The following is a 13080-nucleotide window of genomic DNA, read 5'->3' as shown; positions in this document are numbered from 1 at the left end:
TCGTAGTGCGTCGGTTCCCCCCCCCTCCTTTCGTGCCTCCTGGGTGCATTCGTGGGATGCCTGCTGCTTTTAGCTTCGTGCGGAGGGGACGACTCTTCGGAAGTGCCGCCGCCGAAAACTGAAGTAACCCTCTCGGTCGCTCCGGCCGACCTGACCTACGATCCGGCTTCACCTTCATCGAATGTCGTCACCGTGACGACAAATGCTTCGTGGAAGGCCGAGTGTCCCGATTCGAAACTCAAGTTCTCGCCTTCCTCCGGTACGGGCAACGCTACGATCGCGTTTACCGATGCGCCTGCGGGGGTGCGCTGCACGCTGACCGTTACGGCCGGCACGGGTGCGGACGCCAAGAAGCAGACTGTCGAAATCTTCCGGGAGGCGGACGTTCCCGTCCAGACGGTTTTCAGTCTCGATTTCGGTAACGGAACGAATGGCGTGTGGGCCGGCAGCAACGACGAATGGAAGACCCAGACCGGCACGGGTGCATCGACCGTAACCTATTCCGTGAACAACGTCCGCATCAACAACGACAACTTCGGTTCGGCCGGCAAATATACCGGAGCCTCGGGAAAAGCCTATGCCAAGATGTTCTACGACGCCTCGACCGATTACTTCACGATTCACGACATCACGCTGCCGGAGGGCGAGCGCAATTATACGCTGACATTCGGGACGATCTTCCCGGCGGCCGACGTTTCGCTGATGGTGAGCGCCGACGGCGCGGTCTGGCGGCCGCTTGCCTACACGGGTGCTTCGACCTATAACACGTGGGCCAAAGCGACGGTGGGCTTCACGCTCAAACAGGTCGTTGCGAAGTTGTCGATCCGCCTGGCCCCGACGGGCACGGAACGTACCTATGGCCTGAATTTCGACGATATCGTCCTCACGACGGGCGGCGGCGGTCAGGAGGTCGATCCCGTTGCGGGTACGGACCTGCGCTGGGCCGAACTTCCCTCCAACTTCGAATCCCCGTCGGCCGACCAGTTCGTGCATACGACCTGGACCACGACCGTAACGAGCGGCAGGCGTGTGCGCAACTACACCTATTGCTACGACACGCGGCGCCACAATCCCGTCTGGGTGGCCTACCCGCACCACCGTTGCTATATGGAGGGTTCGGGACGTTCCGACGAACCGTGGGCGGCCGACCCGGCGCTTCCCGAGTCGCAGCAGTCGAAGATTTACGCCTCTTCGACCGGGGACACGTACCAGTATTGGACGGCCGATCTGGTGACAGGCGCTTATGGCAGCGGTTACTGGTCGCGCGGTCACCTCTGCATGTCGCGCGAGCGGCCCGGCAAAGGACTGGAGATCAACGTGCAGACCTTCCGCCCGACCAACGTCGCGCCGCAGGCTTCCGAACCGAGTGCTTTCGGGAAGATCTGGGGCAATATCGAAGAGGCGATTTCGGGCGGTACGATTCCTGCCGACACGCTTTACATCGTGGCGGGATGTTATTACGAGAACGATAATAACTGGAAGGAGAAGGACGCTTCGAACAACGGTGCGCTGAGTTCGCTTTCGAAGGATTGCGTCATGCCGACCCGCCAGTTCAAGATGGCCGTGCGCAAGAAAACGGTACAGGTGGGCAAACCCATTCAGGAATGCACGGCCGATGAACTGGAGACCATCGCCTTCTGGGTCGAGAGCCTGACGAAGAGCACGGCGACGGACAAGTCGCAACTGGATCAGTTTATCGTTCCCATATCGGAGATCGAGACGGCGATGGGGATGAAATTCTTCCCGGGGATTCCCGATGCCGCCAAGAGCAGAAAGGGCACGCTTTCGGCGTGGTACTGATCGAAAAAGAGCTGAACTTTAGGTTCAGCTCTTTTTTTTACAGGATAATTTCCGGTAGGCCCAGGAGGCGGCCCAGCCCAGCGCGATGCCGACTGCCGTTCCCCACACGAGGTCCATCGGGAAGTGCTTTCCCAGGTAGATGCGCGAGTAGCAGATCAGCAGCGTGGCGAAGACCATCAGCCAGGTAAACCACTTGCGGCGGATGACCGAGGCCGACAGTACGGCGAGCGTGACGATGACGGCGGCGTGGGCCGAGACGGTTCCGTAGCGGCCGCTGACAGCTTCGATGGGGACGTGCACCGTCCAGTCGTGGGCGATGCCGGCTGCGGCGAGCGAGTCGGGCGTCAGCCAGCGCAGTTTGCGCAGCGAATCGGGTGCGATGTCGAGTCCTTCGAGCGCCGGGGTGAACATCGGCCGCCAGCGCGGCTCGAAGTCGGGCATCAGTCCGCCCAGCAGGCCGTTGTGCTTGAAGATGCCTGAAACCATGTCCGAAAGGGCCAGTGCGGCGATCATCAGCAGGGTGAATATTATTACGTTGCGCAGTCCGCCCCGGCGCCATACGAGCCAGAGGATCAGCGCATACAGCGGAAGCCACATCGTCGTGCCGGAGATGATCAGCATCAGGCGGTCCACGGCGGGGCCTCCGTCGAAATTCAGTGCGAGAAAGAGTTGATGGTCAAAGTCGTACATCGTTCAGCTAAAATTGGAAGTAGATGAAGGGCTGTATGTCGCTGGATTTGATCTGCATAACGCACCAGATCATGGCCGCGGCCATCACGACCTGCAAGACCAGCGGTGCATGGACCACGATGCGCCGGGCGACGGCGTCGACCGTAGCCGGCAGCAGATGGAGGACGTAACCCGCGGCGATCAGTGCGAAAGCGGCGGCATACCCCGTCACGACCTGCGGAATCATTGCGGCGTTGAAGTTGTAGAATATCTGGTGCAGCATCAGCGAAACGGTCTGCATCGACTCGGCGCGGAACATCAGCCAGCCCAGGCAGACGATGTTGAACGTCACGACGATGCCTGCTATGCGGCTCCACCAGTGCATCTGGGCCCCGGTGGCTTTGGCGCCCGGGACGACTGCCATCCAGAGTTTATGCAGTGCGAGGGCTACGCCGTGCAGGCCGCCCCAGAGGATGAAGCGCACCGCTGCGCCGTGCCACAGTCCGCCCAGCAGCATCGTAAGGAGCAGGTTGCCGTAGGTGCGGATGCGGCCCTTGCGGTTGCCGCCCAATGAGATGTAAAGGTAATCGCGCAGCCACGTCGAGAGCGAGATGTGCCACCGCCGCCAGAACTCGGTGATCGTCGCCGACTTGTAGGGTGCGTCGAAGTTCTTCGGGAAGCGGAATCCCAGCAGCAGGGCGATGCCGATGGCCATGTCGGAGTAGCCCGAGAAGTCGCAGTAGATTTGCAGCGCATAGCCGTAAATGCCCATCAGGCACTCGAATCCCGAGTAGAGGAGCGGTTCGTCGAAGATGCGGTCGACGAAGTTGAGCGAAATATAGTCCGAAATGATCGCCTTTTTGAACAATCCCGTGAGGATCAGGAAAACGCCTGTTCCGAACATCTCTTTCGTGACGACGATCGGGTTTTGCCGGATTTGCGGGATGAAGTCGCGGGCGCGGACGATCGGGCCGGCGACGAGCTGCGGAAAGAACGACAGATAAAAGAGATAGTCGAGCCAGTTGGACAAAGGCTTCAACTGACCGCGGTAAATGTCGATGGTATAGCTCATCGACTGGAAAACGAAGAACGAGATGCCGACCGGGAGGAAGATGTTCTGGAACTGGAGAAAGCCCTGTCCGAACAGTTGGTTGGAGATGTCGATGAGGAAGTTCGTGTATTTGAAGTATCCCAGCATGCCGAGGTTCACGGCTACGCTCAGCACCACCAGCCAGCGTTTCGTCCACTTGAGGCGTGCCCGGTAGATGCCTTGGGCGATCAGGAAATCGCTCACCGCGGCGAAGACGAGCAGCAGGAAATAGACTCCGCTCGACTTGTAATAGAAGTAGAGTGAAAAGAGGATGACGTAGACGATACGGGCCATCGGCGCGCGGCGGAATGCGCTGTATATAAGCAAAAAACCTGCAAAGAGGAACAGGAACAGCCCGCTGCTGAAAATCAGCGGCGACGAGGCATCGTAGGCAAACAACGCCTGGAGCTTGTCTGTGATTCCGTCCGTCGCAGGAAAGGTCATTGCAGGGGCGAATTAAGGAGTTCGGGGGCCGAGGCCGGGAGAATGCGGCGGTCGACGGCGGCTTTGCGTACCGAGTCGAGAACGGCCTGTTCCGTGCGGCGGCGTTGTTCGGCGATCTGCTGTTCGGTGTAAACCTCGCAGACCCCGGCGTTGATGGCGTCGAACAGGGCCCACGCCACGCGGCGGCCGCCCGCGTAGTTGATATGGGTGTAGTCCTTGCCCGCCCAGCCGTTCTTGACGAACTGTTCCATGCCGCCCAAAGCGCGCATCGCGTCGCACGTGGGCCAGAAGGCTGCGCCTGTGTTCCGGGCCGCGCCGCGCTGATAGTCGAGCATGTGGGGGATGGCGTCCATCGGTTCGAATCCGGCGTCGGTCTTCACCGAGCGGTCGCTGACGCCCAGCACGAGCACCGCGGCGCCCGGGAAGCACTGGCGGACGTAGGCGATCATCTTCTCGATCTGTGCGGCGTAGTTGGTGTAGTTCGTTACGCCCGACTGCATGATGTTGAGCCCGTACTGGAGGATCACCAGGTCGTAGCCCAGCATGGCGTTGATTTGGGCGTTGACCGACGGATTGGTCCAGAACATCGCCTGGCCGTTGTTGCTGCGCACCGAATAGTTGTCGACGACGACACCGCCGTCTTCGAAGATCGCACCGTAGCCGACGAAGTCCTCTGTGCCGGAAATCACCTTGAAGGCGAGCGAGCGGATATGCGGGGCCGAGACCCTGATCTGACGCACGGCGGCGTTGCCCGGGATATCGAACTCGCGGCTCTCGCCGTCGTTGAGCGTCACCTCGACGCGGCTGTCGTTGGGCGAGAGGAAGAGGATGCGTGCCGTGGTGCACGAGTCGAGCCGTTTGCGGTAGTCGGTGCTTTCCCAACGGGTCGAGGCTCCGGCGGCGGGCTGGCAGACCCAGCCCGAGACGTAGAAGTTTTCGCGCAGGCGTTCGGGAGCCGCTTTGCGCTGCATGATGTTGTAGGCCGTCCAGCCTTTCGACTGGGTTTTGACGGTGCGGCGGAAAGCCGTCAGGGGCGAGGCCATCGGGGCGAATCCCGTACCGCCGCCCGAGAAGGCTGTCTGGAGCCGTTCGCGCAGGTCGGCGGTGAGGATGTCTCCTTCGACGAACGAGTCGCCCAGGAACGCGATGCGCACGGGGCGCACGGCGTTGAGCAGCGTGTCGCAGAAGGCCCTGATGCGTCCGCTGTCGCTGAAGTCTTCGATGGGGACCGGCGTAGGGACGAAACGCGCCGAGTCGGGGATGATACGTTCGCGGCGGACCGTATCCTGCGCCAGGAGCCACTCGTAGGTGGTCTGCACTTCGTGCGGGGTGGTGTCGGCCTCGATCCGTTCGGCAACGGCCGCCATGTCGATGCGGAACTCCTCCTCGTCGAAGAGCGCCGGTTCCGAAGCGGGTTCGGAGACGGCGGTATCGTCGAACGCGAGGATGTCCGAGAGGATGTTGGCACGGCGGAGTTTCACGCTCCCGACGCTCTGCGGGGGTATGAAACTTACGGCCACAAGCACTGCGACGAGTGCCACGGCCGCCAGCCAACTGTGGTGGGTGCAGTCTTTTTCGGGGTTGTTCATCGGTTTAGTCGCGCCGTCCGAGGATCAGGAAGACGTAGTAGAGTACCGAAGCGATGGCGCTGAGCGCCGCCACGAGGTAGGTGCGGGCCGCCCACGAAAGGGCTTCCTTGGCCTGGGCGAGCTGGGCGCCCTGCATCGTATGGCTGGTTTGGAGCCACTCCACGGCGCGAGCCGAGGCGTTGTATTCGACGGGCAGCGTGACGATCGAGAAGACGGCCGACATGCCGATCATGGCCACGCCGATCCAGCACAGCAGTTCGTTCTGTGTCGAGGCGAGGATGATGAGTCCCAGGATGATGATCCATGTGGCGGCCGACGACGCGAACTGCACGACGGGAACCAGTTGCGAGCGGAGCGTCAGCGGGGCGTAACCGCGGGCGTGCTGCACGGCGTGGCCGCACTCGTGGGCCGCAACGGCCGCTGCGGCGACGCTCGACGACGAGTAGACCGAATCGCTCAGGTTGACGGTCATCGTCTGCGGGTTGAAATGGTCGGTGAGGTGTCCGCCCACGTGCGTTACCTTCACATTGTGGATGTTGTTGTCGCGCAGCATCTTCTCGGCGACTTCGGCGCCGGTCAGCCCGCCGGGGAACTGCACTTTCGAGTACTTCTTGAATACCGATTGCAGGCGCGCCTGCACGATGAATCCGATGACGCCGATGGCGATGATCAGGATGAACATGCCCATCGTTGCGGCCGAATAGCCGGCGCCGGCGCTCTCCTGGGTGTAATAGCCTGCCTGGAGCAGGGTGATGAGGGGTTGTACCATAGTTGTATGTGTCTTTTTTGTTCTTTTAATTTAAATCACGGGCGAAAGCGTTTGCCGCTTTCGGCACACAGGCCCCTGCCTGCGGCGGGGTGGGTCAGACTTGTAAACGCAGCGAGGCTGCGACTGTCTGATCCGGAATCCGGTTGGAAATCGACGCGCTATTTCCTATACGTGTAGTGAGCGCCCGCCTGCTGCGAGGGCATCAGTACCATATCATTAACGTTCATGCGGGCGGGTAATTGTGCCGCCCATGCAATTGCTTCCGCAATATCCTCGCCGGTGAGGGGTTCGACGCCCTTGTAAACCGCATCGGCGCGCGCCCGGTCGCCGTGGAACCGCACTTCGGAAAATTCGGTTTCGACCATGCCCGGGCGGATCTCCGTCACCTTGATGCCGGCTGAAAGCAGGTCGGCGCGCATCGACTGCGAGATGGCGTGCACGGCGTGCTTCGAAGCACAGTAGACCGCACCGTTCTCGTACGGCTCCGTGCCGGCGATCGAACCGATGTTGAAGATATGTCCCCGGCCCGCGGCGACCATTTTGGGAGCGACGACGCGCGTGACGTAGAGGAGGCCCTTGACGTTGGTGTCGATCATGGCGTCCCAGTCGCGCGTGTCGCCCCGGTCGATGTGTTCCAGTCCGGCGGCGAGGCCCGCGTTGTTGACCAGCAGGTCGATGCGTTCGAGCGGAGAGAGGTTGCGGCGCACCTCCTCTTCGGAGCGTACGTCGAACACGAGTGTCGTACAGCGGCCGCCTGCCGCCTCGATTTCAGCCCGTAATGTCGCGAGCCGGTCGGCGCGGCGGCCCGTGGCGGTGATGTCGTAACCCTCCTTGGCCAGCCGGAGCGCCGTGGCGCGTCCGATGCCCGAAGTGGCTCCTGTTATCAATGCCTGTTTTTGCATATAAACCTTTTATTTTCCGCAAAGATATGAAAAAGTCGAATGGCTTGCAAGACAGAATCACGTATGGTTCCGTAAAACCTTCCGACTGATAAAAAGTGTCGTTACGACACCAAAAATACGAAATTTATATGTTACTTTGTACAAATTTTCGATAAAATAGCGCAGCCGTGAATCTCGCCTTTTTCATTGCCCGCCGCATGGCGAAACCTACCCCCGGGAACAAGCCCGGGGTGATGGAGCGTATAGCCGTGGTGTCGGTGGCGTTGGGGATGGCGGTGATGATCCTTGCGATGGCCGTTATTATGGGTTTCAAACGCGAGGTGGCGCGCAAGATGACGGGTTTTGCGGCCCATGTTTCGGTGACCGACGTACGGGGCGTCAATGCCCTCGATGCGCAGCCGGTGCATCGCAGCGCGCATGTCGAGGACCTGATCCGCGCGACCGACGGGTTTGTGGCGATGGCCCCTTACGCTGTGAAGGGCGGCATCGTCCGCACGGCGGACGCCGTAGGCGAGGTGATGCTCAAAGGCATCGAGGCGGATTACGACTGGTCGTATTTCCGGGAATGGCTCGTCGAAGGAGAGTTGCCCCGCGTGGGCGATTCGGTCCGCACGAAGGATATCCTGTTGTCGCGCTCGCTGGCTGACGAATTGCAGCTCGGCGTGGGCGACAAGGTCGAGATGCTGTTCGTCGAACCGGGCGAGATGCCCCGCCGCGACCGGTTCAAGGTGGCGGGCGTCTATGCGTCGGGAATGGAGGAGATGGACGGCGTCGTGGTCGTTACGGACATCCGCAACGTGCAGCGGCTCTCGGAGTGGGGGCCGAACGAAATTTCGGGTTACGAGATACTGACGAGCGACCTGGCCGATGCCGACACGTTCGCCCGGACGCTGGGCCGGACGTTGTTGTACGATGATTCCGACGATTCCGGGAACCTCGCCGTGACGAGCGTGAGGGAGCGCTATGCCAATATTTTCGACTGGCTGAAGGCGCACGACGTGAATGCCGCGGTGATCATCGTGATCATGCTGGTCGTGGCCTTTTTCAACATGACCTCGGCGCTGCTGATCCTCGTGCTGGAGCGGACGCGGATGATCGGCCTGCTGAAGGCTCTCGGGATGCGCAACGGTGAACTGCGGCGCATTTTCCTCTGGCGGGCGGCGCTGGTAACCCTGCGCGGACTGGCATGGGGCAATGCCGTCGGGCTGTCGTTGTGCCTCGTGCAGAAGTGGACGCATGTGGTGAAACTCAGTTCGGAAGGTTACCTGCTCTCGGAAGTGCCCGTGGCGCTGGGATGGGGCTGGTGGCTGGTTCTCAATGCGGGGTTCGTCGCGGCGATCGTGGCCCTGCTGGTGATCCCGACAGCCGTGGTCTCCACGGTGAAACCGGAAGAAACGATAAGATACGAATGAAACCATACAATAATACAGACCGGACCAAGAAAGAAGAGGTGCGCGAGATGTTCGACAACATCGCGCCGAAATACGACCTGCTGAACCATACGCTTTCGATGAGCATCGACCGTGTGTGGCGCCGCCGCGTGGTAAACGAGGTGCGCCGCACGAAGCCTCGCCGCATCCTGGACGTGGCGACCGGAACGGGCGACCTGGCGATCGCCATGGCCCGCCGCATCCGCGACGTGCAGGTGCTCGGAGTGGACCTTTCGGAGCAGATGCTCGCTGTGGCGCACCGCAAGGTCGAAGCCCGGGGGCTGGACAACCGCATTGTCCTCGACCGCGGCGACGCCGAGCACCTTGCCGTGGCCGACGCGTCGGTCGATGTGGCGACGGTGGCCTTCGGGGTGCGCAACTTCGGGGACCTCGCGGCCGGGCTGCGCGAGCTGGCCCGCACAATAAAACCGGGGGGTAAAGTCGTTATCCTGGAGTTCTCGCGGCCCCGCAACCGGGCGTTCCGGGCGCTGTACGAATTTTATTCCTACAAAATCCTGCCCCGCATCGGCGGACTGGTGTCGCGCGACAAACAGGCTTACGAGTATCTTCCGGCTTCGGTCGGGGAGTTTCCGGCCCCGGAGGCCTTCCTGGAGATGATGGCCCAAGCGGGATTCGGCAAGTGCCGGGCCCGGAGCCAGAGTTTCGGCATTGCGCAAATATATATAGGTGAAAAATGAAACGATATTTAATATACGTATTGCTGTTGGCGGTGGTGGTGTCGATGTCCTCGTGCCGCCGCGCTGTCGAGAAAGCCCAGCGCAACATCCGCTTCGAGGGGATCGAGAAGGTCGAACGCCAGGGACTGACGGGCGCCGAGGTCGTTGTGAGGGTGATGAATAACACGGGTTACAAACTGGTGCTCGATGCGGCGGAGATCGGGATTTACTACGCCGGCGGCCGCGTGGGTTCGGTCGTGCTGCGTGAGGCGGTCGAAGTGCCGCGCCGGACGACGGACAGTTTCCGGACCCTGTGGCGGCTGAAGATTTCCGACCCGCTGGCGGTCTATGTCCTGGCGAAGAAAGTGCAGTCGGGTGACTTGTCGCAGGTTGCGGTGTCGTATGCCGTAGAGGGGCGCGGAGGCCCGGCTCCCGTGAAAATTTCGCGTGAGAGGATGCCGTTGTCGGAATTTTTGAATACCTTTGGCCTTACGATTCAGGATGTTAAAAACTATTTGAAATGATGCGCAGATTGTTGTTTCTTACGCTAACCCTCCTGTGCGCGGCCGTTTGTGCGCACGCGCAGTCGCTCGATGCTTTCAAACAGCGTCTGGCGGAACCCGCGCCCGGAGCGACCCTTTTCGGCCGGGCGCAGGTGCATGTTACCGAGCACGGCGATGCCGCACGTGCCGTGGCCGACGCTGCGCATGCCGGGCAGCGCCTCTACTTCGAGGGATATCACCGGGTCTGTGTCTTCTCGGACAACGGGCCTTCGGCGCGCGACGGGGCTTTTGCAGCCAAGGCGCTTTTCGAAGAGACCTATCCCGACGTGAAAGTTTACGTGGATTATGAAATTCCCTATTTCATCGTTTCGGCGGGCAACTGCCTGACCAAGGAGGAGGCCATCATGCTCAAGGGCCGTGTGTCGGCGACATTCCCGAAAGCCTTCCTGAAGCAGTTGAAGAAGGAAAAGTCCCCGATTTCCAACCTTTTAGACTAATAAAAATCCGTTTTTGAAAAATATTTCATTTTTCTTTGCTTTTTTCGGGCGAATATCTAACTTTGCTGCGTTAATAGAATAACTCATAATTAAAGATTTAACGCTATGAAAAAGATTTTCTCTTTTGTCGTTGTTCTGGCTGCCGTCGCTATGGTAAGCTGCTGTGGCAATTCGAACAAGAAGGCTGCCGAAGGCGCTGCTGCTGCCCAGGCAACCGCTACCGAGGCTGCTGCCTGCGCCGGCTGCACTGAGAAGTGCGATTCGACGGCTGCTTGCTGCGCTGAGAAGGCTGATTCGACCGCTGCCTGCGCTGAGAAGACCGCTTGCTGCGAGAAGGCCGAGGCCAACAAGTAATCGAGGTTAGGATTGAGAGTGAGGGAGATTCTTAGGAATCCCCCTTTTTTGTTGCCGTGCGGTCGGACCGTGCGTTTTTTTCGTTCGGTGCGAAATGTGCACCGGGAACGGGAAAAATGTTTAATTTTGTGGTAAAACCTGTAATTATGAAAGTATTGCTTATCAACGGAAGCCCCCATCGGGAGGGGAATACGTTTATCGCATTGTCCGAAGTGGCCCGTACACTCGAATCGGAGGGTGTCGCCGCCGAGATCGTTTCCATCGGGACCAAAGCCGTGCAGGGGTGCATCGCCTGCGGGAAGTGTGCCGAACTGGGGCGTTGTGTCTTCAACGACGCGCTTTATAACGAAGTTCGTGAGAAACTCGCCGGGGCGGATGCCGTGGTGGTCGGCTCGCCGGTTTACTACGCCGGGCCGAACGGATCGCTGTGCGCCCTGCTCGACCGCGTGTTCTACTCCTGCGGACCGCTGTTGGCCTACAAGCCCGCAGCAGCGGTGGCCGTATGCCGCCGGGGCGGAGCGAGCGCGACGTTTGACCGGCTGAACAAGTATTTCACGATTTCGAACATGCCTGTCGTATCGTCGCAGTATTGGAACAGCGTGCACGGACGACTGCCGGGCGAGGCGGCGCAGGATGGCGAAGGATTGCAGACGATGCGCGTCCTGGCCCGCAACATGGCGCGGATGCTCCGGGGCGGGCCTCGGGCTTCGGAAGATCGTCCCGAATCGGAAGAGCGGATCGTGACGAGTTTTATCAGGTAGGAAAGGGGCGCGGCGAGGGAGTTCTTCGCTTCGTTCCGCGTTGCCGCTCGTCGATCCCCGATCCGGCCGGAGGCGTCCGTAAATGGAAAAAAGGAAAAGGTTGCAACGATTGTTGCAACCTTTTCCTTTGCATTTCCGTGTTGCGGAAAGAAGGGGATTCGAACCCCTGAAACCCTTTAGGGGTTTACTCGCTTTCCAGGCGGGCCAGTTCAACCACTCCTGCATCTTTCCGAAAGGCGCTCCAAAAGTACGCAATATTTCCCGATTCTGCAAATTGAGACCCTTTTTTTCTGTCGCGGGGCTGTTTGCAGGGGCGTTTGGCGTTGGGTGCGGTTGATGGCAGGAGTGGTGTCGGGGCTGCCCGGATCAGTCGATGTGGATTTTACGGTTGGGGTTCTTTTTCGCCCTTTCGCGTACGACGGCGAGCAGTTCCTCGACGATTTCTACCGGAGTCCACGAGGCGTTCGGCTTGCGGGCGTGGAGGTGATCGCACGTGATCCGCAGGTCGTCGAGCAGCCCGAGGGCCGTTACGATGAACGAAGGCAGTTTCAGATCGGAGAGGTCGTATTTCTCCTTGTTGAGGTAACCCAGGAAGGTGTCGTAGGTCGTGCCTAGCAGATACCTGCCGAAGCTCTCGAAGACCCGCTTGAGGTTACGGCTGGAGTTTTCGTTCTCGAAATAGAACGATTTGAGGATTCGCGCAATCAGGATGCGCCATTTCAGGTGTTCGGGTACGTACATGATGTAATAATTTGAATTGGTTGATATACAGCCAACAAAAACTACCACAGGTTCGCTGAAACGGCGATGACGGGGGTCTGGATCTATTGATAAGCAATATTTGCGAGGCATGCGATGTTTCGGGAAGAGTTGTAGTCATCGTTGGTTTTTTGTCCCTCATAGAGAGTGGATTAAAACAAAAGTGCAGATTAGAATTTGCACGGGCAACTACAACCCTAATCCTTAAGGTTAAATTTACTAATAAGTTATTTAATTACATAAATCAAAAATTTGTATTGTTCGGGGGTTGAGAAGTTGTTTGGGAGATGGAATCAATATGATATATGCCGGGACAGGGGTGGTCGCTATGCCGGGGTATGTCGAAATTCGGGGCGGGGCGGTTTATCCGGTGTGGGACTGAAAAACGCCCGGTTTTACAATTCGTAAAACCGGGCGTTTAATCTGCGGAGGGGAGGGGTAGACCCGCGGCAAGAGGATGGAGAGCAGTTGTATGAGTTCCTGTTTTTTTATGGGTTTAGTCATAAAGTAACTGCATCCCGCAGTCAGCGCATTGTCCTTGTCGTAGTCGTAGTCGGTTTCGAATGAGGCATCCTGTCCCTTTTTCAGTGGAGTCTTGTCTTCGCCTCCGATGTTCGGGTCATCGAAAATATGGATGTCGAGGACCTCCTCGAACGTCGTGCCGAATATTGAGGAATGTACTCAGGGATCAGCGTGAGGAAATCGTTTTGCATGTGTGGTGGAACCGGATTGGGTTTAAATGTACAGAGACGCAATATAAGGCTACAAATGTAGACGAATTTCCGGGATTCCATACATGCCGGGCAAAACATTTTTACAGAAGCCGGCCCGGCCTG

General features: G+C 59.3%; 13 protein-coding genes and 1 tRNA gene. 7 read left to right on the top strand and 7 right to left on the bottom strand.

Annotated features, from left to right (window positions below):
- Positions 1–51 precede the first annotated feature (51 nt).
- Entirely contained in the window at positions 52–1800 is a 1749-nt protein-coding gene (locus KG007_RS03590; protein ID WP_317194918.1) for a DNA/RNA non-specific endonuclease, read from the top strand.
- Between the two features lie 24 nt (positions 1801–1824).
- On the opposite strand, the gene KG007_RS03585 is transcribed toward KG007_RS03590, so the two are convergent.
- The 5 genes from KG007_RS03585 to KG007_RS03565 all read right to left on the bottom strand — a co-directional run bounded on the left by KG007_RS03585 (position 1825) and on the right by KG007_RS03565 (position 7263).
- Positions 1825–2490 (bottom strand): phosphatase PAP2 family protein, encoded by a 666-nt coding sequence (locus tag KG007_RS03585; RefSeq protein WP_213347404.1) that lies wholly within the window; start codon positions 2488–2490, stop codon positions 1825–1827.
- A gap of 7 nt (positions 2491–2497) precedes the next feature.
- Positions 2498–4003, bottom strand: coding sequence for an MBOAT family O-acyltransferase (locus KG007_RS03580; RefSeq protein WP_213347403.1), 1506 nt, complete (start codon positions 4001–4003; stop codon positions 2498–2500).
- Entirely contained in the window at positions 4000–5592 is a 1593-nt protein-coding gene (locus tag KG007_RS03575; protein ID WP_213347402.1) for an SGNH/GDSL hydrolase family protein, read from the bottom strand. Before KG007_RS03575 ends, KG007_RS03580 begins: the two co-directional genes overlap by 4 nt.
- A gap of 4 nt (positions 5593–5596) precedes the next feature.
- Positions 5597–6361 (bottom strand): zinc metallopeptidase, encoded by a 765-nt coding sequence (locus tag KG007_RS03570; RefSeq protein ID WP_195459939.1) that lies wholly within the window; start codon positions 6359–6361, stop codon positions 5597–5599.
- A 158-nt stretch (positions 6362–6519) separates the two neighbouring features.
- Positions 6520–7263, bottom strand: coding sequence for an SDR family NAD(P)-dependent oxidoreductase (locus tag KG007_RS03565; RefSeq protein ID WP_195459941.1), 744 nt, complete (start codon positions 7261–7263; stop codon positions 6520–6522).
- Positions 7264–7430: 167 nt separating this feature from the next.
- Between KG007_RS03565 and KG007_RS03560 the strand changes: the two genes are divergently transcribed.
- The 6 genes from KG007_RS03560 to KG007_RS03535 all read left to right on the top strand — a co-directional run bounded on the left by KG007_RS03560 (position 7431) and on the right by KG007_RS03535 (position 11485).
- Entirely contained in the window at positions 7431–8675 is a 1245-nt protein-coding gene (locus tag KG007_RS03560) for an ABC transporter permease (RefSeq protein ID WP_213347401.1), read from the top strand.
- Positions 8672–9391: a bifunctional demethylmenaquinone methyltransferase/2-methoxy-6-polyprenyl-1,4-benzoquinol methylase UbiE gene (gene ubiE, locus KG007_RS03555; protein ID WP_213347400.1), complete on the top strand. Its 720-nt coding sequence runs from the start codon at positions 8672–8674 to the stop codon at positions 9389–9391. Before KG007_RS03560 ends, ubiE begins: the two co-directional genes overlap by 4 nt.
- Complete coding sequence (locus tag KG007_RS03550; RefSeq protein WP_195459946.1) at positions 9388–9894, top strand: hypothetical protein; 507 nt, start codon at positions 9388–9390, stop codon at positions 9892–9894. The genes ubiE and KG007_RS03550 overlap by 4 nt, the downstream gene beginning before the upstream one ends.
- Positions 9891–10370, top strand: coding sequence for a hypothetical protein (locus tag KG007_RS03545; RefSeq protein ID WP_229095398.1), 480 nt, complete (start codon positions 9891–9893; stop codon positions 10368–10370). Before KG007_RS03550 ends, KG007_RS03545 begins: the two co-directional genes overlap by 4 nt.
- Positions 10371–10475: 105 nt before the next feature.
- Complete coding sequence (locus KG007_RS03540) at positions 10476–10724, top strand: hypothetical protein (RefSeq protein WP_195459947.1); 249 nt, start codon at positions 10476–10478, stop codon at positions 10722–10724.
- Positions 10725–10870: 146 nt separating this feature from the next.
- Positions 10871–11485, top strand: a complete 615-nt coding sequence (locus KG007_RS03535) for a flavodoxin family protein (protein ID WP_195459948.1) — start codon at positions 10871–10873, stop codon at positions 11483–11485.
- Positions 11486–11628: 143 nt separating this feature from the next.
- On the opposite strand, the gene KG007_RS03530 is transcribed toward KG007_RS03535, so the two are convergent.
- Positions 11629–11716 (bottom strand) — tRNA-Ser (locus KG007_RS03530).
- 135 nt (positions 11717–11851) lie between these two features.
- Positions 11852–12226, bottom strand: coding sequence for a hypothetical protein (locus tag KG007_RS03525; protein ID WP_213347399.1), 375 nt, complete (start codon positions 12224–12226; stop codon positions 11852–11854).
- Between the last annotated feature and the right edge of the window lie 854 nt (positions 12227–13080).

The sequence above is a fragment of the Alistipes montrealensis genome (genome assembly GCF_018362775.1).
Lineage (GTDB): Bacteria > Bacteroidota > Bacteroidia > Bacteroidales > Rikenellaceae > Alistipes > Alistipes montrealensis.
Note: the sequence above shows the minus strand (reverse complement) of the source record. Positions and strands in the feature narration are given on the sequence as shown.